The sequence below is a fragment of the Micromonospora sp. NPDC005254 genome, assembly GCF_042872525.1.
GTDB lineage: Bacteria > Actinomycetota > Actinomycetes > Mycobacteriales > Micromonosporaceae > Micromonospora.
On the sequence record NZ_JBIAKM010000001.1, the window covers coordinates 78,453 to 102,757 of the forward strand.

General features: G+C 73.3%; 20 protein-coding genes and 1 pseudogene. 11 read left to right on the forward strand and 10 right to left on the reverse strand.

Annotation, left to right across the window (positions count from 1 at the left end; translation table 11 throughout):
• Nucleotides 1-275 precede the first annotated feature (275 nt).
• From ACFYPR_RS00370 to ACFYPR_RS00400, 7 genes and pseudogenes are all read left to right on the forward strand, one after another.
• Nucleotides 276-761 (forward strand): hypothetical protein, encoded by a 486-nt coding sequence (locus ACFYPR_RS00370; protein WP_354856521.1) that lies wholly within the window; start codon nucleotides 276-278, stop codon nucleotides 759-761.
• Between the two features lie 43 nt (nucleotides 762-804).
• On the forward strand, nucleotides 805-960 hold the full coding sequence (locus ACFYPR_RS00375) for a DUF4177 domain-containing protein (RefSeq protein ID WP_007466198.1): 156 nt from the start codon (nucleotides 805-807) through the stop codon (nucleotides 958-960).
• Nucleotides 957-1,418 carry a RidA family protein gene (locus tag ACFYPR_RS00380; RefSeq protein WP_007466196.1) on the forward strand — a complete coding sequence of 154 codons (462 nt, stop codon included), beginning with the start codon at nucleotides 957-959 and terminating at the stop codon, nucleotides 1,416-1,418. The genes ACFYPR_RS00375 and ACFYPR_RS00380 overlap by 4 nt, the downstream gene beginning before the upstream one ends.
• Before the next feature lie 125 nt (nucleotides 1,419-1,543).
• Complete coding sequence (locus ACFYPR_RS00385) at nucleotides 1,544-2,374, forward strand: MBL fold metallo-hydrolase (RefSeq protein ID WP_387258130.1); 831 nt, start codon at nucleotides 1,544-1,546, stop codon at nucleotides 2,372-2,374.
• A complete protein-coding gene (locus ACFYPR_RS00390) occupies nucleotides 2,371-5,967 on the forward strand; it encodes an adenylate/guanylate cyclase domain-containing protein (RefSeq protein WP_387258132.1) in 3,597 nt (1,198 codons plus the stop codon). The genes ACFYPR_RS00385 and ACFYPR_RS00390 overlap by 4 nt, the downstream gene beginning before the upstream one ends.
• A 243-nt stretch (nucleotides 5,968-6,210) precedes the next feature.
• Nucleotides 6,211-6,678, forward strand: a pseudogene (locus tag ACFYPR_RS00395) (hypothetical protein); the annotation flags it as partial.
• A 117-nt stretch (nucleotides 6,679-6,795) separates the two neighbouring features.
• Entirely contained in the window at nucleotides 6,796-8,325 is a 1,530-nt protein-coding gene (locus tag ACFYPR_RS00400; RefSeq protein ID WP_355064892.1) for a serine/threonine-protein kinase, read from the forward strand.
• On the opposite strand, the gene ACFYPR_RS00405 is transcribed toward ACFYPR_RS00400, so the two are convergent.
• Complete coding sequence (locus ACFYPR_RS00405; RefSeq protein WP_354856530.1) at nucleotides 8,312-8,653, reverse strand: hypothetical protein; 342 nt, start codon at nucleotides 8,651-8,653, stop codon at nucleotides 8,312-8,314. The genes ACFYPR_RS00400 and ACFYPR_RS00405 overlap by 14 nt on opposite strands.
• Before the next feature lie 169 nt (nucleotides 8,654-8,822).
• Between ACFYPR_RS00405 and ACFYPR_RS00410 the strand changes: the two genes are divergently transcribed.
• Both ACFYPR_RS00410 and ACFYPR_RS00415 read left to right on the forward strand, forming a co-directional pair.
• Nucleotides 8,823-9,764, forward strand: coding sequence for a transporter substrate-binding domain-containing protein (locus tag ACFYPR_RS00410; RefSeq protein WP_354856532.1), 942 nt, complete (start codon nucleotides 8,823-8,825; stop codon nucleotides 9,762-9,764).
• Nucleotides 9,761-10,915, forward strand: a complete 1,155-nt coding sequence (locus ACFYPR_RS00415) for a hypothetical protein (RefSeq protein WP_387258135.1) — start codon at nucleotides 9,761-9,763, stop codon at nucleotides 10,913-10,915. The genes ACFYPR_RS00410 and ACFYPR_RS00415 overlap by 4 nt, the downstream gene beginning before the upstream one ends.
• Before the next feature lie 7 nt (nucleotides 10,916-10,922).
• On the opposite strand, the gene ACFYPR_RS00420 is transcribed toward ACFYPR_RS00415, so the two are convergent.
• The 9 genes from ACFYPR_RS00420 to ACFYPR_RS00460 all read right to left on the reverse strand — a co-directional run bounded on the left by ACFYPR_RS00420 (nucleotide 10,923) and on the right by ACFYPR_RS00460 (nucleotide 22,250).
• The gene (locus ACFYPR_RS00420) at nucleotides 10,923-12,086 is read right to left on the reverse strand and encodes an acyl-CoA dehydrogenase (RefSeq protein WP_354856537.1); all 1,164 of its coding nucleotides are present in this window, start codon (nucleotides 12,084-12,086) and stop codon (nucleotides 10,923-10,925) included.
• Nucleotides 12,083-14,158, reverse strand: coding sequence for a biotin carboxylase N-terminal domain-containing protein (locus tag ACFYPR_RS00425; protein WP_387258137.1), 2,076 nt, complete (start codon nucleotides 14,156-14,158; stop codon nucleotides 12,083-12,085). The genes ACFYPR_RS00420 and ACFYPR_RS00425 overlap by 4 nt, the downstream gene beginning before the upstream one ends.
• Nucleotides 14,159-14,169: 11 nt before the next feature.
• Nucleotides 14,170-15,771 carry a carboxyl transferase domain-containing protein gene (locus ACFYPR_RS00430; RefSeq protein ID WP_354856542.1) on the reverse strand — a complete coding sequence of 534 codons (1,602 nt, stop codon included), beginning with the start codon at nucleotides 15,769-15,771 and terminating at the stop codon, nucleotides 14,170-14,172.
• Nucleotides 15,768-17,015, reverse strand: a complete 1,248-nt coding sequence (locus ACFYPR_RS00435) for an acyl-CoA dehydrogenase family protein (RefSeq protein ID WP_387258139.1) — start codon at nucleotides 17,013-17,015, stop codon at nucleotides 15,768-15,770. Before ACFYPR_RS00435 ends, ACFYPR_RS00430 begins: the two co-directional genes overlap by 4 nt.
• Nucleotides 17,012-18,628: an acyclic terpene utilization AtuA family protein gene (locus tag ACFYPR_RS00440; RefSeq protein ID WP_387258679.1), complete on the reverse strand. Its 1,617-nt coding sequence runs from the start codon at nucleotides 18,626-18,628 to the stop codon at nucleotides 17,012-17,014. The genes ACFYPR_RS00435 and ACFYPR_RS00440 overlap by 4 nt, the downstream gene beginning before the upstream one ends.
• A gap of 56 nt (nucleotides 18,629-18,684) precedes the next feature.
• A complete protein-coding gene (locus ACFYPR_RS00445; protein ID WP_387258141.1) occupies nucleotides 18,685-19,482 on the reverse strand; it encodes a TIGR03084 family metal-binding protein in 798 nt (265 codons plus the stop codon).
• Nucleotides 19,483-19,519: 37 nt separating this feature from the next.
• Entirely contained in the window at nucleotides 19,520-20,170 is a 651-nt protein-coding gene (locus tag ACFYPR_RS00450; protein ID WP_387258143.1) for a TetR/AcrR family transcriptional regulator, read from the reverse strand.
• Between the two features lie 549 nt (nucleotides 20,171-20,719).
• Complete coding sequence (locus ACFYPR_RS00455) at nucleotides 20,720-21,463, reverse strand: metallophosphoesterase family protein (protein ID WP_355064908.1); 744 nt, start codon at nucleotides 21,461-21,463, stop codon at nucleotides 20,720-20,722.
• A gap of 109 nt (nucleotides 21,464-21,572) precedes the next feature.
• Nucleotides 21,573-22,250 (reverse strand): Crp/Fnr family transcriptional regulator, encoded by a 678-nt coding sequence (locus ACFYPR_RS00460; protein ID WP_007466162.1) that lies wholly within the window; start codon nucleotides 22,248-22,250, stop codon nucleotides 21,573-21,575.
• A gap of 144 nt (nucleotides 22,251-22,394) precedes the next feature.
• On the opposite strand from ACFYPR_RS00460, the gene ACFYPR_RS00465 reads away from it, so the two are divergent.
• On the forward strand, nucleotides 22,395-23,057 hold the full coding sequence (locus tag ACFYPR_RS00465; RefSeq protein ID WP_354860828.1) for an adenosylcobinamide amidohydrolase: 663 nt from the start codon (nucleotides 22,395-22,397) through the stop codon (nucleotides 23,055-23,057).
• 56 nt (nucleotides 23,058-23,113) lie between these two features.
• Nucleotides 23,114-24,292: a CapA family protein gene (locus ACFYPR_RS00470; protein ID WP_387258146.1), complete on the forward strand. Its 1,179-nt coding sequence runs from the start codon at nucleotides 23,114-23,116 to the stop codon at nucleotides 24,290-24,292.
• Nucleotides 24,293-24,305 lie beyond the last annotated feature (13 nt).

Genomic DNA, 24,305 nt, shown 5'->3' on the forward strand with positions numbered 1-24,305 from the left:
CGACCGTCCGACCGGAAGGGTAGCGGCCAGCCGCCGGTTCGGTGTCGCCCCTACCGCGCGGTGCTTGGCATCGCGCGCACGTCCAGACCGTGAGATCACTCGCAGTCGGGATTCCTGCCCAACATCTGTCGCATATGTGACTGCCGGTGACTGATCGTGCGCGTCCTGTTGGCGGGACTGTCGCCGTGGACCTACCTTCGTCCGGTGCGGGGGCCGGAACGGATGAATGGTCCGGGCCGGAAGCGTGGTCCGAGAGGTACGACCGGAGGCAGTTCATGCGCGATGCGGACAACATCCCTCGCACCCAGTTCCCGACGAACGAGCGGCAACGCCGGCCCGGGTCCGTGGGAGAGGTGGCCGGCGGGCCGTTCGGCAGCCTGCCCATCAACGAGCGGTCGTACCGTCGGGTTCCGGAGCCCCCGGAGGTGATCCGGGGGTCGAGCCGGCCCGGCGAGCGGCTGCGGGACGACGACGAGCCCGGGTTCGTCATCCACCTGCCGATCCGGGTGCCCGACCTGGCCTCGGCGACCCTGCTGGCCGGTCGAGTCGCCGAGTCGCTGGGCTTCCTACCGGAGCTGGACGCCGGCGAGACCACCGTGTCCAACGCCGACGACCAGAACAACCGCCACCGGGTCTTCTGCGACCTGCTGCTGCCCGACCGGTCGCGCTGCCCCCAGGGGTACGAGCACCAGGGGCCCTGTGGAGAGCTGCCGGCCACGCCGGAGCAGCGTCCCGCGCCTCGTCCGGCCAGCGGACCGTAGGCTGTGCCCGACGAAGTCCGCACCACGAGGGAGCCCTCCAGCGATGCAGAAGTGGGAATACTCCACGGTCCCTCTGCTGGTCCACGCGACCAAGCAGATCCTCGACAACTGGGGTGAGGACGGGTGGGAACTCGTCGCCGTGGTCCCCGGCCCCAACCCCGACCAGCTGGTGGCGTACCTGAAGCGGCCCAAGGCATGAGCAACGGCCCCCACGCGAAGCTCGCCGAGCTGGGCCTCGAACTGCCCGACGTGGTGCCGCCGGTGGCCAGCTACGTGCCGGCCGTGCAGTCCGGGCAGCACGTGTACGTCTCCGGCCAGCTGCCGATCGCCGAGGGCAAGCTGCTGGCGACCGGCAAGGTCGGTGCCGGCATCTCCGCCGAGCAGGCCAAGGACCTGGCCCAGCGGTGTGCGCTCAACGCGCTGGCGGCCGTCGACTCGCTGGTCGGCCTGGAGAACGTGGTCAAGGTGGTCAAGCTGACCGGGTTCGTGGCTTCGGCCCCCGGCTTCATCGGCCAGCCCGCCGTGATCAACGGCGCCTCCGACCTGTTCGGCACCGTCTTCGGCGAGGCCGGCCGCCACGCCCGCAGCGCCGTCGGGGTCGCCGAGCTGCCCCTGGACGCCCCGGTGGAGATCGAACTGATCGTCGAGGTCGCCTGACCGCACCGCCACCGTCCCGCGATCGTGCGCCGTCGCGCCCGGAGGAAAGCCCTGAACAGGGATGAATCAGGGGCTGGACCTGCATGATCGCGGGCCGTGGCGGGCGGGGTCGTACGATCGCAGCCATGAGCGGGCACGTGACGGGGGCGACTGCGGCGCTGGCCGACAGGCTGCCGAGCTGGGTGACACTGCTGCGCGCGCCGAACCCCGGCCCGATGACCCTCGACGGCACCAACACCTGGCTGCTGCGCGCGGCACCGGGTGAACCGGCGGTGGTCGTCGACCCCGGGCCGGCCGACGAGGGGCACCTGGCGGCGATCGCCGCGCACGGCCCGATCGCGCTGATCCTGATCACGCATGGCCACCCCGACCACACCGAGGGCGCCGCCCGGCTCAGCGAACTGCTCGGCGGGGTGCACGTCCTCGCCGTCGACCCGGCGCACACCATCGGCGGTACGCCCCTGACCGATGCGCACCTGGGCGGCTTCGGCCTGGGCATCCGACTGCTGGACACCCCGGGGCACACCGCCGACTCGGTCTGCTTCGTCGTCGAGCACGGCGACGAGCGGGCGGTGCTCACCGGTGACACCATTCTCGGCCGCGGCACCACCGTGGTGGCCCACCCCGACGGGCACCTCGGCGACTACCTGAGCAGCCTGGAGCTGCTGTCCGCGTACACCGGAATTCCGGCGCTGCCCGGGCACGGCCCGGCGCTGGCCGACTGCGCCGCCGCCGCCACCTTCTACCTTGCCCACCGCCGGGCCCGCCTCGACCAGGTCCGGGCGGCGGTCGCCGCCGGCGCGCGGACACCGGCGGACGTGGTCGCGGCGGTCTACGCCGACGTGGACCGCTCGCTCTGGTGGGCCGCGGAATGGTCGGTCCGTGCTCAGTTGGAGTATCTGGGCGTCGACACCGGGGAATCCGCGCCGGGGGTCAGTGGGTTGGAGCACATGTGACCTGCCCGGTGTGCGGAACTGTCGCTGTCCCCGGCGCACGGTTCTGCCACAACTGCGGTGCCGCGCTGCCGGCCGCCGCCACGTTGCCGGCGGCCGAGCGTCGGGTCGTCACTGTGCTCTTCGGTGACCTCTCCGAATTCACCTCCTGGTCGGAGGACCTCGACCCGGAGCGGGTCGGAGCGGTCACCGACCGGGTGCTCGCCTCCCTCGCGGGGGCGGTGAAGACGTTCGGCGGGCACGTCGACAAGCTGACCGGCGACGGGATCATGGCGGTCTTCGGGGCGCCGGTGGCACACGAGGACGACGCCGAACGGGCCGTCCGGGCCGCTTTGTCCATGCAGCGGGCCGTGCGCCGGGTGCTCGACGACGAGCGCGGCGGCGGTGCGCCGCTCGGCCTGCGGGTCGGCCTGAACACCGGCGACGTCATCGCCGGCATCCAGGCGGCCATCGAATACACGGTCATCGGCGACACGGTGAACACCGCAGCCCGGCTGGCCGACGCCGCCGCGGTCGGCGCGGTCTACGCCGGCGGACGGACCGCCGCCGCGACCCGGCACGTCGCCTCCTGGCGCGCGCTGCGCCCGCTGCGGCTCAAGGGCAAGCGCGAGCCGGTCGAGGCGTACGAGCTGCTGGGCCTGCTGGACGCGCCGGGCACCCGGTCGGGTCTCGGCGACGAGGCGCCCTACGTGGGCCGGGAGACCGAGATCGGCCGGGTCGCCGGCCGACTCGCCGAGGTGATCGACCAGGGTGACCCGAGGGTGCTGCTGATGACCGCCGAGGCGGGCATCGGCAAGTCCCGGTTCGCCGCCGAGGTCGAGCGCCTCGCCGCCGGGTACGACGTGGGCGCCGGCCGGTACGCCGCGCACACCGGCGCCCGGGTGCTCTCGGTGCGGTGCGCCGCCTTCGGTGAGCGGCGCAGGCTCGCGCCGTTGGCCGACCTGGTCCGTGCTGCGGTCGGTCTGCCCGGTGACGCGGCAACCGCGCTGACCCGGCCGGCCGTGGAGGAGCGGCTGCGGCGGCTCGGTCAGCGGCTCGCCCGCTCCGCCGGCGAGACGCCCGCGATCGCCACCGACCAACTGCTCACCCTGCTCGGGTACGCCGAACTGCCCGTGCACGGCGGCACCGACAACGGCGAGTGGGGCAGCACGACCGCCTCGCCCGCCGATGCCGAGGCGGTGCCGAACGCCGTCGCCGACCTGCTCAGCGGGCTCGCCTCGGAGGCGCCCCTGGTGATCGTGGTGGACGACCTGCACGACGCCACCCCCGAAACCATCCGCGCTCTCGGGGGGACCCTCTCCCGACTCACCGGCCCGGTGCTCGTGCTGCTGCTCGGCCGCCCCGAGCTGGTCCGCACCGCCGGTGCGCTGACCCGCGTCGCGGACGCCGAGGTGCACTCCCTGCCGCCGCTGCGGGGCGCCGACGCCGCCCGGCTGCTCACCAGCTACCTCGGCGGCGGGAAGCTGCCACCGGCCGACGCGGACCGACTGCTCGCCACCGCCCAGGGCAACCCGTTCTACCTCGCGGAGCTGGTCACCCTGCTGATCGAACGCGGCGCGCTGACCGCCGAGCGGCCCGCGTCCGGTGACCCGAGCACGCCGGCCGGCTGGCGCCTCGTACCCGGTTCCCTGGGCAGCCGGCTGCTCTCCCGGGACCTCGCGGCCGTCCTGGCCGCCCGGATCGACGCGCTGCCACCGGACGCCCGTTCCGTCCTGCGGGACGCGGCGGTGGTCGGTGACACGGTGCCGACCGGCGCGCTGGAGGCGCTGCGCGAGCAGCGAGCCGGCCGCGACGGGAGGCCCTCGGCGGTGGTCGCCGTGGAGTTCGACCGGGCCGTCGAGGAGCTGCTGCAACGCCGCATGCTGCACCGCACCCGCGCCGGCTACGCGTTCGCCACCCCGCTCATGCGAGAGGCCGCGTACGCCGGGGTGAGCAAGGCGGAACTGGCCGAGCGGCACGCCGCGCTGGCCCGCTGGGCGGCGCCCGTCGACGGGGTCACGACCGGCGGGGTGGGCGGGTTCACCGAGGAGGCACGCGACGACTTCGTCGCCATGCACGTCCAGCGGGCCGCCACGCTCGCCGACGCGGTGAAACTGCGACCGGACGCGCCGGCCCGCGCCGTGGTCCCGCTCGGGGTCGCCGCGCTCGGCCGGGCCGCCCGCCGGTCGCTGTCCGCCGGGGAGCCCGCGCTCGCCGTCGAGTACGCCGAACGCGCCAGCGAGCTGGCCCGCGACGGGATACCGGCGACCGACCGGGTGGTGCACGCCCGTGCGCTGCTGCAGATCGGCCGGGTCGCCGACGCGCTCGCCTTCGCCGAGAAGATCGCCGCCAACGCGGGGGACGAAGCCACCCGTGCCAGCGCCCTGCTGCTCGCCGGGCAGGCCCAGCAGACCCTCGGCGACCAGGGTCGGGCGGAGGCCGCCTGGCAGGAGGCGTTGCAGGTGGCCACGGCCGGCGGGCTGCCCGCGCTGCGCGCGTCCGCCATGCGTCGGCTCGGCATGGGCGACTTCGTGGCCGGTCGGCTCAGCCAGGCGAGCAGCCGGTTGGCTGCCGCCTACCAGGTCAGCCTCAGCGCACAGGATCGGCGTGGGCAGGCCTGGTCGCTGCAGAACCTGGCCTGGGTGACCACGACCCGGGGTGACTTCGCCGGCACCGATGCCGTCCTCGGCCGGGCCGCCCGGCTCTTCGCCGAACTGAAGGACCCGTACGGGCGGGCCTGGCTGCGGGGCACCACCGCGTTCGCCCGGCTGCTCGCCGGTCGGCTGCGGGAGGCGTGCCGGATGGCGCAGGTCTTCCTGCCCTTCGGCGAGCGGGTCGGCGAGGCGTGGGCGGTGGGCACGCTGCGCGCGGTCGCGGCGTTCGCCACCGCCGAGTTGGGCGAGCTGGCCGAGGCGGACCGGGAGGCCCGCCGGGCGTACCGCGAGTTCGCCGCCGCGTCCGACGACTGGGGGCGCGGGTTCGCGCTGGTCGTCCGGGCCGTCGTGGCCCGTGGGCTGGGCGAGCCGGAGCACGCGGCCGACCTGCTCACCGACGCCCTGGCGTACGCCGACCAGACCTCACACCCGCTGCTCACCGGAATGGCCGGCACGCTGCGCGGCTTCGTGGCGCTGGACATGGGCGACCACGAGACCGCCGAGCAGGCCGCCCGAGCGGTGCTGACGGCCGTCGAACCGCACAACCCGCAGGCGCCGGCGCAGGTCGCGCCCCGGGTGCTGCTGGCCACCGCCCGACTGGCCGCCGGTGATCCGGCGACCGCGGTCGGGCTGCTCGCCCCGGTGGCGACGGCTGCCGCCAACGCGCCCTCCCTGCTCTTCTCCCGCCGCCAGACCATGGCCCGGTACGCGTCGGCGCTGCTCGCCCACGGTCAGCGGGAGCAGGCGCTGGACTGGGCCCGACGGGCGGTCACCGCGCCCGCCGAGGACGTGCGCAGTCAGGTGATCGCGGCGAGCGTGCTCGCCGAGGCGCTGGCGGCCTGCGGCCACGCGGCGGAGGCGCGGTCCTGCGCCGACGAGGCGGTCCGCCTCGCGTACGTCACCGAACAACGCAGCGAACGAACAGCAGCCAAAGCCCTCCAAACCCGCCTAACCCTCCCCTAACCCCTCCCCCGCCCCGGGCCCCCGCCCGGGGTCTCCCGCCCGTTGATCACGAAGTTATTGCGCCGACACGCCGATATCGGTGGCAATAACTTCATGATCGCCGCGGTGGGTGGCGGGTGGGGTGGGGTGGGGTGGGGCGGTTTTGGCGGTTCTGGGGATGTGGTGGTCGGGGTGAGGGGCTAGCGTGTCACCACCGTGCGGTGGTCCACAGTGGCGACCGTCGCCGTGCCTGGGGAGGCCCTCATGAAGCTGCCGCGTTCCGTCGCGGGGTGGACCATCGCGGTCTTCGGCGTACTGGCGCTGGTGATGGGCGCGGTCGGGTTGCTCTGGCCGGAGGCGCAGCTGCGCCTGCTCGGGTTCGAGGTGCCGGCGACGCGTGGCGCCGGCGACTACACCGGCACGTTCCTGCTGGCGTCCTCGATGGCGTCGTTCAACATGGGCGTCTACTACCTGCTCGCGACGGTCACCGAGTGGCGGGCGTTCTACCGGTTCACGGTGGTCTTCCGGCTGGTCACCTTCACCGTGTTCAGCATCGCCGTGCTGGCCGACATCGCCCCGGACCGGTTCTTCGGCGTGGCCGCCTGGGAGGGGTTGGGCGCGGTGGCCACCGCGGTCGGATTGCGGATGGACGCTCGCCGGGGCACCCCGGCCGCCGCCGACACCGCTGCCGACACCGCTGCCGTGTCTCCCGCCCCTGCCGCTCCCGCCGCCTCCACGTCGGCCGATGTCGACGTGCCGGGAGGCGCCGGAGAGGCGCCCGGCGCGGCCGGTGCCGCTCCGGCGGACGCGGCGCGCTGAGCCGCCGGCCGGGTTGGGTATTTTCGAGCGGTGACCGACACCCCGACCGGTGGCTTGCCGGTGCCGATCGTGCCCGGTCTGACTGATTTGCGGGTCTTTGCCCGAGGCGGCTACGCCACCGTCTACCAGGCCACCCAGATCTCGGTCGGCCGAGAGGTCGCCGTCAAGGTCGAGAACCGCACGCTGGACAGCGAGCGCGACCAGGCCCGTTTCCTGCGCGAGGCGCGGGCCGCCGGGCGGATGTCGTCGCACCCGCACGTGGTGGACCTCTTCGACGTCGGCGTCACCGTCGACCAGCACCCATACCTGATCATGGAACTCTGTGACGGGTCGTACGCCGAGCGGATGCGCAGCTCGCCGCTCGGCCCGGTGGAGGCCCGCGATCTCGGCATCAAGATCGCGGATGCGTTGGCGCACTCGCACGGGGCCGGGGTGCTGCACCGGGACGTGAAGCCCGCGAACATCCTCTACTCGCACTTCAACTCGGCGGTGCTGGCCGACTTCGGGCTGGCCGTGCTGGCCGAGGCGCGCGACGCCTCGGTCACCCTGGAGGTGCTCACCCCGGCGTACGCGCCGCCGGAGATGTTCAGCCACAGCCCGCCGTCGCCGGCCGTCGACGTGTACGCGCTCTGCGCCACCCTCTACGCGGTGATGCACGGCCGGCCGCCCCGCTGGCAGTCCGAGCGCAACCCCAGCCTGGTGACCGTGCTGGAGATGTTCAACCAGCCACTTCCCGGCCTCCCGGGCGTACCGGACGAGCTCATCGACGTGCTGCGCCTCGGCATGGCCAACGACCCGGCCGAGCGACCGTCCGCTCTCGAACTGCACGACCTGCTCGCCAACCTGCCGTTCGGCTCGCCGGCCGCCCCGGTGAGCGGCGTCCCGACCAGCGGTGCCCCGGTCAGTGGCTCTCCGGTCAGTGGTGGCCCGAGCCGGTCCGGCCTGTACGGCACCGGTCAGCCAGTGCCGCGCCCCCCGGTCGAGGACTCCCGCCCCAGCATCCCCGGCGGCCGGCGCTGGCGGCGGCGCTGGTTCCTCGGCGGCGCCGGAGTGCTGGCGCTCGCCGCCTCGGCCACCACCGGGGCCTGGCTGGCGAGCAGTGGTTCGCCGCCCGACCCGTCACCGTCGGTGACCCAGGTCGCGGCACCGGCGACCGGGCCGCTGCCCGGCTGCGCGTCCGGCGCCGGGGCACCGACCGCGCTGCCCAGCGGTGCCCGTTGCCTCCCCGAGCTGGAGTGCTTCGGCCCGGTGCGCATCCGCGGCGCCCGCGCCGAGGCGGCCCGGGTCCCCTGCGACGGCCGGCACACCTGGGAGACGTACGCCGAGGGCATCCTGCCGGTGCCGCTCGTCGGCGCGGCCTACGACGAGGTGATCGCCGCCGAGCCGGTACGGCAGGTGTGCAGCGCCACGACGTTCCGACTGACCACGAAGATCGCCGAGCCGGTCGGCTGGCACCTGGAGGTGTTGCCGCCGGTGGACGGCAACGTCGACCGGATCTACCGGTGCCTGGCGGGGCGGGGCGTCGACGCGCTCACCGCGCCCACGCTCACCGGTCGCTGAACCCGCCGCGCGCCCGTCCCCGGTCACGCACCGCACGCAACGCGTCCCGGCTGTCCAGGGCGTCGAGCGTGTCCGCGTCGATCCCGTACGGCATCAACTCCGGCGGCGCGGTGGCGTGCGGTTGGTCCGCCGGCTCTGGTTCGGCGCGCTGGCGGGCGGCGGACACGGCGACCGCGGTGACCATGGCCAGCAGCACGCAGAGCAGTGCGAGAACGACACCGAGAAGGTCCTGCCGGCGCAGAACGACCAGCAGGGCCAGCAGCGCGACGGCACCGGGCGCCGCGACCGCCGCCACCATCCGCGCATCGATCCTGGACAGTCGATTCACCCCTCCAGCATGTCCTGACCGGGCCCGCTGTCAACCGGAGACGCGATCCGCCGCGCCGATCGGCGTTGATCGAACGGACCAGCCGACCCGACCGGTCGGCGTGCACACGCAGTGGACCCAGCTCGCTACTCTCGGTGTCCCGCAGGCTGCTCCGTCAGCGAGGTCGCCCATGAACGTCCACAGTTCCCAGTCCCGGCTCCGCTCGGTCGCGACGACGCTGGCGGTTGCCCTGACCCTCACCCTCTCCGCCGCCGCCGGCTGCGACAGCCGCAAGGAGCCGGACCTGCCGTCGGTGCAGGAGAAGCTGCGCGAGTCGCACATCTACGGGCAGTCGAAGCTGCGCATCGGTGTCGCCACCAACGAGCCGTTGATGGGCGACCTCCGCAACGGCCAGCACGTCGGCTTCGACGTCGAGATCGGTAGGTACATCGCCGCCTCCCTCGGTTACGAGGGCGACCAGCAGTTGGAGTTCGTGTCGGCGGCCACCGAGGACCGGATCCCGTATCTGCAGGGCGGCACCGTCGACCTGGTGGTGTCCAGCTTCTCGATGACCGAGGAGCGCAAGAAGCTGGTCAGCTTCGCCGGGCCGTACTTCGTCACCACCCAGGAGGTGCTGGTGCCGGTCCGGCTGAAGGACAAGATCCGCACCATTGAGGACCTGCGCGACCCGGCCTACAAGGTCTGCACCACCGGCGGTTCCACCACGGAGGGCGAGCTGGAGAAGCGCCAGGTCAAGGCGTTGGTGGTGAAGGACGTCTGGGATTGCGTGACAGGCATCCGCGCCGGCCGGTACGACGTGGTCAGCTCGGACGAGACGATCCTCGCGGGCTTCCTGGCCACGTACCCGAAGGAGTTCGAGATCGTCGACCTGCCCTTCGGCACGAGCGAGCTGTTGGGCATCGGCGTGCCGATCGGCGATCCGGCGCTGCGTGACCTGGTCGCCTTCTTCCTGCAGAAGAGCTACCAGCAGGGCCGCAACGGGCAGGCCAGCCCGTGGCTGACGGCGTACAACCGGACCCTGGGCCCGTGGCTGCGCGTCGAGAAGACTCAGCCGCAACCACTTGAGGTTCCGAAGCTGGTCGACTTCGACGACAAGGCGCCCCGGCGGTGAGCACGGTGCCGACCGCCACCGGTGACGCGAGCGCCGGCGGCGGGGTGCCGCCACCCCGGCCTTCCGTGCCGACCGACCACGTCGAGGTGGACGCCGTTGGGTGGCCGACCGGGGTGCCGCGGGCCGAACCCGCCGTGCCGGTCGCCGACGTCGAGCAGGTGCCGGTGCGGTGGGAACCGGCGGAGCGGCGGGCGCGGGCCAGCCAGTCGTTCTGGACGGCGGTCGTGGGCGTGCCGGCGATCTTCTCGGTGCTCCGGCTCGGCGTGGAGGCGGGTGGGGAACTCCAGACCACGCTGCTGCTGGTCGCCAACGTCGGTCCGGTCAACCTGCTCGCCGGGTTCCTGACCACCGCGGCCCGGCTGCTCTCCACCGGGCTGGTCGCCGTCTTCGCGCTCGGCGCGGTGCTGGCCGTGAGCGTGGAACGACTGCCGCCGGGCACCCGTCGCCGCCCGCTCTTCGCGCGCTGGGCGGACCTCACCCCGGCCTGGGTGGTGGTGGCGAGCTTCCTGCTCGCCCTGCTCACCTGGCCGCTGCTCTACTTGCCGCTGCTGCTGCCGGCGTTCGCTGCCGCGTTCCAGCTTCGTCCGGACCGGCTACACGAGTGGGTCGTACCCCGGTTGTCGGCGATCGTCGCGTTCTTCGCCGGGTACGGCTGGCTGCTGCTGCCGACGCTGCGGGACGCGGGTGGGCAGGGTGAGCTGCTGGTGCTGGCACTTCTCGTGGTGCCGCCGGTGTTGGCGCTCTTCATCGCCGGGCCGCTACCCGGCGTGGTGATCCGACCGCTGGCGTCGCTGACCGAGGTGGCAGTGCTGGCCATGCTGGTCTGGGCCGCGCTGCCGGTGATCAGCACACCGGTGCTCCCGCTCACCGTCACCACTGTGGGCGCCGAGAACGGCCCGACCGAAGACGTACGGGGGCACGTGGTGACCACCGACGACGTCAACATGGTGATCCTGCAGGAACGGGGTGGAGTCCGGTACGTGCCGGTCGGCCTCGTCCGCGCGCAGGTGCTCTGCCCGAGCGAGGAGGAGCTGCCCCGGCACCGGCTGCGGATCCACGACTTCCACATCGAGGATTCGCTGCTGGAGGGGATGGGCCGCCGCGTCCGCCCGGTGCACCGCATCGACGCCGCCTGCCGCGCCCCCGGCTGACCGCTGCTCAGTAGGACTTCTCCTGACCGAGGACGTGTTGGGCGACGAAGTTCAGGATCATCTCCCGGCTGACCGGGGCGATCCGGCCGGCCCGGACCGCGCCGAGCAGGGTGGCCACCCCGTACTCGGTGGTCATGCCCGCCCCGCCGAGGGCCTGCACGGCGGTGTCCACGGCGAGCGCGGCGGCCTCCCCGGCCGCGTACTTGGCCATGTTGCCGGACACCCCGGCCTCCAGGTCACGGCCGGCGTCGTACAGGGTGGCGGCCTTCTGGATCATCAGCCGGGCCAGCTCCACCTGCACCGCCGCGTGGGCGAGCGGATGCGACACCCCCTGGTGCGAGCCGATGCTCCGGCCACCCCACACCTTGCGGGTGGCGGTGTACTCGCTGGCCCGCTCGATGGCGTACCGGCCGGTTCCGGCGCCCATCGCGGCGACCGTGATCCGCTCCGGGTTGAGCCCGGCGAAGAGCGCGGGCAGGCCGGCGTCCAGGGATTCGCCGACCAGCGCGTCGGCGGGCACCCGCACGTCGTCGAGGTAGAGCAGGAACTGGTTCTCCGGAGAGACGATCTCCATGTCCAGCTTGGACCGGGTCAGCCCGGCCGCGTCGGTCGGCACCAGGAACAGCGCGGGCTTCAACTTGCCGGTGGAGGAATCCTCGGTCCGGGCCACCACCAGGACGTGCCCGGCCTCGTCGACCCCGGAGATGTAGCACTTGCGGCCGTTGAGCAGCCAGTCGTCGCCGTCGCGGCGGGCCACCGTGCCGAGCCGGTGGAAGTTGGAGCCGGCCTCCGGCTCGGTGATCGCGAAGACGATCTTCTGCGAGCCGTCGGCGAGGCCGGGTAGGTGCCGCTTGCGCTGCTCCTCGGTGCCGTGCCGGTTGATGACGGTGGCCGCGATGGCGGGGGAGACCACGAGCAGCAGCAGCGGGCAGCCGGCCGCCGCCAGCTCCTCGCAGACGATGGCCAGCTCGGTGATGCCGCCGCCCCCGCCGCCGTACTCGGTGGGGATGTTGACTCCCAGGTAGCCGAGCCGTCCGGCCTCGGCCCACAACTCGGTGGTGTGCTCACCGGCCTTCGCCTTCTCGACGAAGTAGCCGTGGCCGTACCGGCGGCCCAGCGCCCGCACGGCGTCGCGCAGCTGGTCCTGCTCGGGGGTGAGGTCGAAGGTCATCGGGGGTCCTCCTCGGGGTTCGACGGCTCCAGGTCGCCGCTTGCGGGGGAGCCGTCGATGACGGCCAGGACGGTGCCGGTGCGCACCTGACCGCCGGCCGGCACCGGCAGCTCGGTGACCACGCCGTCGGTCGGGGCCAGCACGGGATGTTCCAGCTTCATCGCTTCCAGCGTGAGCAGTGGATCGCCGGCCGTGACCCGCTGGCCGACCTGGACGTGCACCCGGGTCACCGCGCCGGGCAACGGCGCGAGCAGCGACCCGGCCGCCACCGCCGCCGTGGGCAGCGGGAGACGCGGCAGCTCGACGAGGCTCGCCGCCCCGTCCGGGCCGTCCACGAAGACCTCCGACCCCACCCGGTGTACGCGGTACGCCTGCCGAACCCCGTCGACGTCGAGCACCACCCGGTCGGGGGTCGCCTCGACCAGCGCCACGGTCGGCGCGCTAGCCGATTCGGAGGCGTCGCTGACCTTCGGCCGCTCGACGGAGTCATCGGTTGGCAACGTGCTGGACCAGTCGGCGAGCGCGCCGGTCCGGTCCAGGCGGTAGCGGATCTCGATCTTGTCGCCGTCCGACCCGACGAAGCGGGTGGTCTGGGGGACCGCGGGCACGTTGCGCCAGCCACAGGGAAGTCCGGCGAGGACGGGCGCGTCCGTCCGACGCTGCGCGGCACCGGCCAGCGCCGCCGCGAGCGCGGCGACCGGGAGTCGGTCGGCGGGGAGCAGCGGCGCGAAGACCTCCGGGTGCCGGTCCAGGAATCCGGTGTCGATCTCGCCGGCCGCGAACTCCGGGCTGCGCAGCACCCGAACCAGCAGATCGCGGTTGGTCGCCACCCCGTGCAGCTCGGCCCGCGCCAGCCCGCCCGCCAGCGCGCGGGCCGCCTCCGACCTGGTCGGCGCCACCGCGATCAGCTTGGCGAGCAGCGAGTCGTAGTGCACACCCACCACCGAGCCCGCCACGACGCCGGAGTCGAGCCGCAGGCCCGCCCGCTGGATCCAGCCGAACTCGCGGTCCACGCCGGGCACGTCGAAGCGGTGCAGGGTGCCGGTGGCGGGCCGCCAGCCCTGCGCCGGCTCCTCGGCGCAGAGCCGTACCTCGATCGCGTAGCCGCGCGTGGCGGGGTAGTGGTGGTGCTCGGGCAGCGGGGCGCCCTCGGCCACCAACAACTGCATCCGGACCAGGTCCAGCCCGACCGGGGTGATCAACTCGGTGACCGGGTGCTCCACCTGGAGCCGGGTGTTCATTTCGAGGAAGAAGAATTCGCCGGTCGGTGCCAGCAGGAACTCGACCGTGCCGGCCCCCACGTAGTCGACAGCCCGTCCGGCAGCCACGGCGGTCTCGTGCAGCCGCTCCCGCAGCCCCGGCGGGAGATCCCCGGGCGCCTCCTCGATGATCTTCTGGTGCCGGCGCTGGATCGAGCACTCCCGGACACCGAGGGCGGCCACCGTCCCGTGGTTGTCGCCGAAGATCTGCACTTCCACGTGCCGGCCGCGCTCGACGTACCGCTCGATGAAGACCGTGCCGTCGCCGAACGCTGCAGCCGCCTCGCGGCGCGCGGAGGCCACGGCCTCGGGCAGCTCGGCGGCGGCCCGGACGATCCGCATGCCCCGCCCGCCACCACCCGCGGACGCCTTCACCAGCACCGGGAAGCCCGTGACCTCGTCGGCGTCGGTCCAGCTCGGCAGCATCGGCACACCCGCGTCGGCGAGCAGCGCCTTCGCCGCCAGCTTGTCGCCCATCGCGGCGATCACCTTGGCCGGCGGCCCGACCCAGGTCAGCCCGGCGTCGGTCACCGCCGCCGCGAATTCGGCGTTCTCGGCGAGGAAGCCGTAGCCGGGGTGGACGGCGTCCGCGCCGCTGCGCCGGGCCGCGTCCAGGATCAGGTCCACCCGCAGGTACGTCTCGGCCGGCGTGTTCCCGGGCAGCCGCACCGCCTGGTCGGCCTCGGCGACGAACGGCGCGTCGGCGTCCGCGTCGGAATGCACGGCGACGGTCTGCACACCCATCGCGCGGCAGGTGGCGAAGACCCGGCGGGCGATCTCGCCCCGGTTGGCCACGAGCAGTCTGTTGATCATGAGTGGCCCCTCTACATCCGGAAGACGCCGAAACCGTCGGCGCCCTTCACCGGTCCGTTGTGGATCGCCGAGAGGCAGAGCCCCAGCACGGTGCGGGTGTCCCGGGGGTCGATCACCCCGTCGTCGTAGAGCCGGCCGGAGAGGAAGAGCGCGCCGGACTGCGACTCGATCTGCTGCTCGACCATCATCCGCATCGCCGCGTCGGACTCCTCGTCGAAGGAGCGCCCCCGGGCGGCGGCGGCCTGCCGGGCCACGATGGAGAGCACCCCGGCGAGCTGCGCCGGGCCCATCACCGCCGACTTGGCGTTCGGCCAGGTGAACAGGAACCTCGGCTCGTACGCCCGCCCGCACATGCCGTAGTTGCCGGCCCCGTACGAGGCGCCCAGGTTCACCGTCAGGTGCGGCACCGTCGAGTTCGACACCGCGTTGATCATCAACGCGCCGTGCTTGATGATGCCGCGCTGCTCGTACTCGGTGCCGACCATGTAGCCGGTGGTGTTCTGCAGGAAGATCAGCGGGGTGTCCGAGGCGTTCGCGAGCTGGATGAACTGGGCCGCCTTCTGCGCCTCCGCGCTGAACAGCACCCCCCGGGCGTTCGCCAGCACCCCCACCGGATACCCGTGCAGCTCGCCCCAGCCGGTGACCAGCGCGTCCCCGTACGCCGGCTTGAACTCGTCGAAGTCGCTGCCGTCCAGGATCCGGGCTAGCACCTCGCGCGGGTCGAACGGCACCTTCAGATCGGAGCTGACGATGCCGAGCAGCTCCTCCGGGTCGTACTTCGGCGGCTGCGGCACGGCCGTGCGCGGCGACGGGCCCTGCTTGCGCCAGTTGAGCCGGCGGACGCACTGCCGGGCCAGCCGGATGCCGTCGCGCTCGTCGGCGGCCAGGTAGTCGGCGAGCCCGGACGTGCCGGCGTGCATCGCCGCGCCACCCAGCGACTCGTCGTCGGTGACCTCGCCGGTCGCCATCTTCACCAGCGGCGGCCCGGCCAGGTAGACCTGCGACCGGTCCCGAATCATGATCACGTGGTCGGACATCCCCGGCACGTACGCGCCACCGGCCGTGGCGTTGCCGAAGACCACGCTGACCGTGGGGATGCCCGCGGCCGAGAGCCGCGTCAGGTCCCGGAACACCCGGCCACCCGGGATGAAGATCTCCGCCTGGGTGGGCAGGTCCGCCCCGGCCGACTCGACCAGATTGACCATCGGCAGCCGGTTGGCCAGGGCGATCTCACCGGCCCGCCGGGTCTTCGCGAGCGACCACGGGTTGACCGCGCCGCCGCGTACCGTCGGGTCGTTGGCGACGATCAGGCACTCGACGCCCTCGACCACGCCGATACCCGTGACCACGCTGGCCCCGACCGGGAAATCCGTGCCGTACGCGGCGACCGGCGACAGCTCCAGAAACGGGCTGTCGGCGTCCACCAACAGCTCGATCCGCTCCCGGGGGAGCAGCTTGCCGCGCTTGTGGTGCCGGGACACGTACTTCTCGCCGCCGCCCGCCCGGGCCTGGTCCAGCGCGGCGTCCAGCTCGGCCAGTCGCTCCAGCAACGCCGCCCGGTTCGCCACGTGCCCCGGTGCGGCCGGATCGATCGCGCTGTCCAGGATCGTCATAGGCCCATGCCCTTCGCGATGATCTCGTTCATGATCTCGGTGGTGCCGCCGCCGATGCCGAGGATCCGGGCATCGCGGTAGTGCCGCTCCACCTCGGCGTCGCGCAGGTAGCCGAAGCCGCCGTGCAGTTGCAACGCCTGGTCGACGACCTGGTCACAGGCGGCCACCGCGACGTTCTTGGCCATCGCCACCTCGGTCACCACCGGCTCGCCGGCGACTGCTCCAGGTCGCGGCGCGGCGTCAGACGCGCCGAGCTGGAGTGGTCGAGCCACCCGGATGGCCACCTCGTGCACGTACGACCGGGCCGCCTCGGCGCGGGTGTGCATCTCGGCCAGCCGGTGCCGGACCAGCTGCCGGCTGGCCAGCGGACGCCCGAAGGTCTCCCGGTCCCGGCACCAGCGCACCGCCAGCTCGACGCAGCGCTGCGCGGTCGCGTACGCCTGGGTCGCCAGCGACAGTCGCTCGGCGGCGAAGTGCTGCATGATCGCCAGGAAGCCGGTGTTCTCCGCGCCGATCCGGTTGGCCACCGGCACTCGCACGTCGACGAAGGACAGCTCCGCCGTGTCCGAGCAGTGCCAGCCCAGCTTCTCCAGTCGGCGCCCCACCGTGAACCCGGGCGACCCCTTGTCGATGACGAGCAGGGTCAGTGCACCGCTGCCGGGGAAATCGGTGCACACCGCGGTGGTCACGAAGTCGGCCCGGTGCCCGCTGGTGATGTACGTCTTCGACCCGTTCACCACGTAGTGGTCGCCGTCGCGGCGGGCGGTGGTGCGGATGCCGGCCACGTCGGAGCCGCCGTCCGGCTCGGTGATCGCCAGCGCGCCGATCATCGTGCCGGCCAGGGTGGGCCGGACGTACCGCTCGATGAGGCCGTCGTCGGCGGGCGGCGGGGTGCCGCCGAGCCGGCCGCCCAGCGACCCGCCGGTGCGGGCGCCGGCCGCGGCGACCATGTGCGGCAACGCGATGCCGTGCGTGAACAGGGCCGCGACCAGACCGGACGAGCCGCCCGAGCGGATCAGCTCCTCCGTCACGATGATCGAGTCGAGCAGGTCACCGCCGCTGCCGCCCACCGACTCGGGAAAGCCGATGCCGAGCAGGCCGAGCTTCGCGGCGGTCGCGTGCAGGGCCCGGGGGACCTCGCCGGCCCGCTCCCAGTCGTCCAGGTGCGGCAGCACCTCCCGGGTCACGAAGGCCCGGGTCAACTCGCGCAGCTGCCGCCGTTCGGGGGTGTCCACGATGCTCATCGCGCCACCCCCGTCGGCACATCGGCGGGCAGGTCGACGATCCGGGCGCGCAGCAGCTCGCCGAGCGCCTTGGCCTGCGGATCGAACCGGGTCGACGCGGCGACCCCGGCCCCGAGCAGGCCCTCGATCACGAAGTTGACCGCGCGCAGGTTCGGCAGCTCGTAGCGCCGCACCGACAGCGACGCCGTCTCCGGCAACAGCTCGGCCAGCCGCTCGACGGTCAACCAGGCGCGCAGCCACGCGTACCCGGCGTCGCTTCGGGCCCAGACACCGAGGTTGGCGTCACCGCCCTTGTCGCCCGAGCGCGCGCCGACCAGCTCGCCGAGCGCCCCGCGCCGGGTCGGGCCGTCAACCGCCGCGTCGCCGCCCGGTACGGTCTCGTCGTCCGCGGTGGGGACGGTGCAGAACGGCGGGGCGATCGGCACCCGCTCACCGCCGGGCAGGACCGCGACGTGCGCGACCTCGTCCTGCGGCACGGCGTCGGCGGTGAAGACGCCGTACGGTGTCGCGTCGCCCGGGAGGGTGGTCAGCGTGCAGCCCGGGTAGGAGGCCAGCGCCAGCTCCACCGCGGCGGCCGAGAAGGCCCGCCCGGCCCGCGACTTGTCACTGTCGCGCAGGTGTACGTGCAGAAGGGCGCTGGCCACCTCGGTGTCGGCGGCGTCCGGGTGGTCGGTGCGGGCCAGCGTGACTTCCAGCCCGTCCTTGCCCACCGCCTCCTCGATCTGCCCCCGTACCAGGGCCGCCTTCGCCTCGATGTCCAGCCCACAGAGGACGAACGTCATCGAGTTCCGGAAGCCGCCGAGGTTGTTGACGCCCACCTTGAGCGTTGCCGGGGGCGGGGTGCCCCGGACGCCGGAGACCCGGACCCGGTCCGGCCCGTCGGGGCGCAGCGTCACGGAGTCCAGTCGGGTGACCACGTCCGGCCCCAGGTAGGCCGGCCCGCCGATCTCGTAGAGCAGCTGGGCGGTGACGGTCTCCACGGTGACCGCGCCGCCGGTGCCCGGGTGCTTGGTGACCACGGATGAGCCGTCGGAGTGCACCTCGGCGATCGGGAAGCCGGGGCGGTGCCCGCCGTCGGGCAGTTCGGTGAAGAAGCTGAAGTTGCCGCCGGTGACCTGCGCCCCGCACTCCAGGAGGTGCCCGGCGACGGTCGCCCCGGCCAGCTCGTCGAGGTCGTCGCGGCCCCACCCGTATCGGGCGATGGCCGGGCCGACCACCAATGACGCGTCGGTGACCCGGCCGGTGACCACCACGTCGGCACCGGCGTCGAGGCAGGCGGCGATCCCGAACGCGCCCAGGTAGGCGTTCGCGGTGAGCGCGTCGGGCCGCTGGAGCGCGTCGCCCTCGACGTACCCCACCTGGGCCGACAGGCCCAGACGGCCGGCGAGCGCCTCGATGGCGGCGGCCAGGCCGGCCGGATTCAACCCGCCGGCGTTGGTCACGATCCGCACCCCCCGGTCGAGGGCTGTGCCCAGGCACGTCTCCAGCTGGCGCAGGAACGTCTTCGCGTAGCCGAGGTCGGGGTCGCGCAGCCGGTCCCGACCGAGGATCAGCATGGTCAGCTCGGCCAGGTAGTCACCGGTCAGCACGTCCAGTTCGCCGCCGTCGAGCATCTCCCGCCAGGCGGTGAACCGGTCGCCGTAGAAGCCGGAGGCGTTGCCGATGCGGATCACGCCCGTACTCCGTTTTCGCTGGCCGGTGCCCGGCCGGCCCCCGGCGGCCCGGCGAAGGCCTGCGCCACGTCGAGCCACTCGTCGGCGATCGGGCCGGTGGCCACCAGGGCGAGGTCCGCGCGGTGGCGGCGTTGGGTGACCAGGAGGCAGAAGTCCCGGGCCAGGCCGCTCAGCCGGTCGGCGGCGTCCGCCGGACCCCAGGTCCACATGTCACCGCCGGGCCCGACCAGCTCGACCCGGACCGGCGCCGCCGGTGCCGGCCGGCCGTGGGCGGCGAAACCGTGCCCGAGAGTACGCACACCGAGGTGCGCCACGTGCCGGAGCCGGTCGCTGTCGGGGCGGACGACACCGACGGCGTCGGCCACGTCCTCGCCGTGTGCCCAGGTCTCCATCATCCGGGCGGTCGCCATCGAGGTGGCCGACATCCGGGTGCCGTACCAGGGCAGCTTCTCGCCGGCCGGGACGGCGGCCAGGGCGTCGGCGAGTGCCGCCCGCCCGGCGCGCCAGCGGGCGAGCAAGTCGACGGGCGGGGCGAGGAATCCATCGGCACCCGCGTCCACCAGCCGCGTCACGTCCGGAGCGCCGGTCACCGTCGCGTAGAACGCCTCGGTATCGGTGGCGGCCAGCAGCGCCACGTGGTCGGTCCAGGCGAGGTGGGCGATCTGGTGCCCGATGCTCCAGCCGGCCGCCGGGGTCGGGCGGGCCCAGTCGGCTGCCGGCAGCGGCGCCACCAGCGCGTCCAGGTCAGCGGACTCGTCGGCCAGATCCGCGAGCAGGTCACTGAGGTCGACCATGGTGCCTCCGGTCGGTGCTGGGCCGGTGTGGCCGGGGTCAGGGCGTGAGGAGGGTGGCGAGCTGGCGTTTCCAGGTGACGAGCAGGGCGGCACGGCGGGCCGAGTCGTCGCTGAGCAGGTTGGCCACCCCGAGCCCGCGCAGCAGGTCGAGGGTGGCCTGCACCGCTTCGCGGACGCCGGGACGACGCTCGTCGACCCCGAGCAGGGCGACGGTGAGCCGGTGCATCTCCCGGCCGACCGTCGCCTCCAACGGGACCAGGGCGTCGCGGAGCTCCGGGTCGGTGCGGGCGGCCACCCACAGTTCGAGCGCGGCGACGAAGAGCGGCCCGGTGAAGGCCACCCCGAGCAGGTCGATCACCCGGTCCAGCCGCTGCGGGCCGGCCGGCAACGCCTCGGCCTCGGTGCGCAGCTCGTTGGCCCGGCGCTCGGCCAGATGGGCGACGGCGGCCGTGACCAGCGCGGCCTTCGTCGGGTAGTGGTGCAGCTGCGCGCCCCGCGAGACACCTGCTCGCGCCGCCACGACGGTGGTCGTGGTGCCGGACCAGCCATGATCGATGAGGCAGTCGACGGTCGCCTCCAGCAGGCGGGCCTGGGTGGCGCGACTGCGCTCCTGCTGGGGAACACGCGTCGCGCCGGCGGACGTCGCGGCAGCGGACGTCGCGGCGGAAGACGTCGATGCGGCGGACACGGCAACAGCCTGCGGCCTCCGAAACAAACAGTCAAGACTGACTTTTTTATGGCTGGATCGGCGATGTGCTCAGGTCGAGCTGCCCTCGACTGCCCTCCCTGGCCCTGTAGAGCTGCCCCACGAATGGGGCGGCGATGACGCGCCATCTGCCCCTCCTGCTCCGGGGCCCTCCGGAGAGCTGCCCTGGCTCGGGATTGGGCGGCGACGATGCGCCATCTGCCCCTCCACCTCCAGGGCCTTCGTAGAGCTGCCCCGGGGCTGGGGCGGCGACGATGCGCCACCTGCCACTCCCTGGCCCTGTAGAGCTGCCCCAGGAGTGGGGCAGCGGCGACGCCTGGTCTGCCCCAGATCTGGGGCAGCTCTACAGGCAGCAGAGGAGGTCCTCCGACCTCAGCTGATTGGCCTGCGCCGGCTGTCGGCGGCCAGCCGAGGCCGTCTGCAATCTCGAGGCCGTCCGCAACGTCGAGGCCGTCCGCAACGTCGAGGCCCTGTGCAGCGCCGGGGGCATGTGCAGCGCCGGGGGCATGTGCGGGGTCGGAGCGGTGTGGGTCAGCGGCCGTCGCGCGGGCCGAAGACGGCGAGGGCGTCGGCGTCGCTGTGCTGGGAGCGCAGGTACTCGTCGGCCCAGGCGGCGGCGTCGGGGTAGGTCGACTCCGTCGCCACCCGGGCGCAGGCCGCGTCCACGTCGAAGGCGGTGCGGCGCAGCTGTACGCCCGGACCGAGCAGCGCCCACCACGCGCCCGCACCCCCGTACGGCATGCCGATGCTGCCCGGGTTGACCACCAGGCGCCGGTCGACCAGCCGGGTGAACGGCATGTGGGTGTGGCCGCAGACCACCGTCGCGATCTCGGCCGGGAGGCCGGCGAACACCTCCGACCAGCGGGACATTCGGGAGTCGACGAGCACGACTTCCTCGTCGTCACGAGGGGTCGCGTGACAGAACAGTGTCGGCCCGAGGCCGTCGATCTCGAACGTCGCCGTCGCCGGCAGGGCCGCGAGTCGGGCCACCTGGTCCTCGCGGAGCTGCCCGCCGGCCCAGTGGGACACCTCGAAAGCGGCGGGCCGGCCGGCCCGTGCGTCGACCAGCTCACGTTCGCAGTTGCCGCCCACCCAGCAGACCCGGTCACCCAGGTCGGCGAGCACGTCCAGCACCTCGACCGGCTGCGGGCCGGACGCGATGTCGCCGGTCAGCACGATGAGGTCGGCGGCGGCGACGTCCGGCTCGGCCAGCACGGCCTCCAGCGCGGGGAGTACGCCGTGGATGTCGGAGAGCACCGCAACTCTGTTCACCATGGGCCCACCCTCACCGCTGCTGCCGCACCGAGCCAGCATTTCTGCGCCGGGCAGACGAAAACGTCCCCGCCTGCCGTCGGTGACGGCAGGCGGGGACGGGACGTACCGCTCAGACGCGGGCGCGGCGGGCGAGGCGCTCCGGGTCCAGGATGATGATGCTCTTGCCGTCCAGCCGCAGCCAGCCGCGCGAGGCGAAGTCGGCAAGCGCCTTGTTGACCGTCTCCCGGGAGGCGCCGACGAGCTGGGCGATCTCCTCCTGGGTGAGGTCGTGCGTCACGCGCAGCACGCCGCCATCGCGCGTGCCGAACCGGCCGGCCATCTGGAGCAGGTTCTTCGCGACCCGACCCGGCACGTCCGTGAAGATCAGGTCGGCGAGCGAGTCGTTGGTCCGACGCAGCCGCCGGGCGAGCACGCGGAGCAACTGCTCGGCGATCTCCGGGCGGTTGTTGAGCCACGGCCGCAGCGCCTGCTTGCGCAGCCGCACCAGCCGGGTGTCGGTCACCGCGGTGGCGGTCGCCGTACGCGGACCCGGGTCGAAGAGCGACAGCTCACCGACCATGTCCGACGGCCCCATCACCGCGATCAGGTTCTGCCGGCCGTCCGCCGCCCGGCGGCCGACCTTGATCTTCCCGGACAGCAGGATATAGAGGCTGTCGCCGGGCTCGCCCTCATTGAAGACGATCTCGCCCTTGCGGACCTCGATCGTCTCCATCTCCTTGGCGAGCGCCTCGGCAGCTTCCGGGTCGACACCCTGGAAGATCCCGCTGCGGGCCAGTACCTCATCCATCGCGCACCTCCGGTTGCGCGTGCCGTCTTCTCGGCCGGGGCCGCCGTCCGCTGATCCCCTCGCGCGCCGTCAAGTCTAGGCGCACGTGAGCATGAATCAGAGGTCGCCCCTGGAATCTTGATCGGTGGGCGTAACCTGCCCGACGTGCTGAGCGACCCGACTCTGACCAGCCGCGCCGAGGACGGGCGGCAGATTCCGCTGCTCGTCTGGCGGGCCGACGGCCCCTTACGAGCGGTCAGCAGCGGCCCGCTCGGCGGTGGAATCGGCGTCCGGCACTGGGTGCTGAACGCGACCGTACCCATGTCGTACGACCGGGACGACCCCGCCGCCCACCTGACCGCGCTCGCCGCGGACCTGGCCCTCGACGGGCCCGGAGTGGGCCTGCTGACCGGCGTCGACGTGACCGAGGTGGTCGCCCGGACCGACACCGGGGTGCGGGCCTGGGCGACGGTCGGGCTCGGCACCCCGGTGCCCGCCGCCGCGCCGGAACCGGCCGCGCTCGCCCAGCGGGTGGGCACGGTCAACATCGTGGTGTACGTGCCGGCCCGGCTCGCCGACTCGGCGCTCGTCAACGCCGTCGCCACCGCCACCGAGGCGAAGACCCAGGCGATCGTCGAGCTGGGGTTGCCCGGGACCGGCACCCCCACCGACGCGGTCACCGTGCTCTGTCCGGTGGACGGGCCGGAGGTCGCGTACGGCGGCCCGCGCTCCACCTGGGGCGCCCCGCTGGCCCGAGCCGTGCACGCCGCAGTGCGCGCGGGCGGTGACCGGCCGGTCGTTCCCTGGTCAGACCGGCTGACCGGCTGAACTTCCGACCGATCGGCCCTCGTCGGCGGGTTACGGGGCCGGTAGGGTCGCGGGCGATGTACGCTTCCGCCCCCCTCGCGCCCCGCCCGTTCCGTCGCGTCGCCCTCGGCCTCGCGGCGCTGCTGGCCGCCCTGCTCGTCGCCGGCTGTGCCGACAGCGGGGAGGCCCCGGTGTGGCAGCCCGGCGCCGGTGGTGGTGGCACCGGAGCGCCGGTGACCACGTCCGGCCCGAAGGCGAGCGGCGGCGCCGCAACCTCCGGCGGGGGTGGCGCCATCTCGCTCTCCGCCACCGGCGACATCATCATGGGCAACGCGCCGAGCCGGCTCCCCGCCGCCGGCGGCACGGGCTTCTTCGACTCGGTCAAGCAGGCGCTCAAGGCCGACCTGGTGATGGGCAACCTGGAGGAGCCGCTGACGGTGGACACCGGCGCCGGCAAGTGCGGGGCCAACTCCACCCGCTGCTACCAGTTCCGGGCCCCACCGGAGTACGCCGCGCACCTGCGCGACGCCGGCTTCAAGGTGCTCAACCAGGCCAACAACCACGGCTACGACTACGGGCCGAAGGGCTACGAGAACACGCAGAAGGCGCTGGAGAAGTACGACCTGGAGCACACCGGCGCCCCGGACGAGATCACCGTGGTCGACGTCAAGGGCGTCAAGGTTGCCGTGGTGGGTTTCTCGTCGTATGTCTGGTCCAACAGCCTGGTCGACATCGCCAAGGCCAAGACGGTGGTGGCCAAGGCGGCCACCATGGCCGACCTGGTCGTGGTGCAGGTGCACATGGGCGGCGAGGGCGCGGACCAGACCCGGGTGAAACCCGGCACCGAGATATTCCTGGGTGAGAACCGGGGGGACCCGGTGAAGTTCTCGCACGCCATGATCGACGCGGGCGCGGATCTGATCGTCGGGCACGGGCCGCACGTGCTGCGCGGCATGGAGTTCTATCAGGGGCGTCTGATCGCGTACAGCCTGGGCAACTTCGCCGGCGGTAGCAACACGTTGATCAATACCGGCCGGCTCGGCTGGGGCGGGGTGCTGAAGGTGTCGCTCAAGCCGGACGGCAGTTGGGCCGGCGGCACGTTCACCTCGACGTACATGAACTCCACCGGCAAGCCGACGATGGACCCGGACGACCGGGGCCTGGGCCTGGTCACCGAGCTGAGTCGCGCCGACTTCCCGAAGGGCGGGGCCCGGTTCGACGGGCAGGGCAGGATCACCGCGCCGACGGCCGGTTGACCCGAGCAGGAAC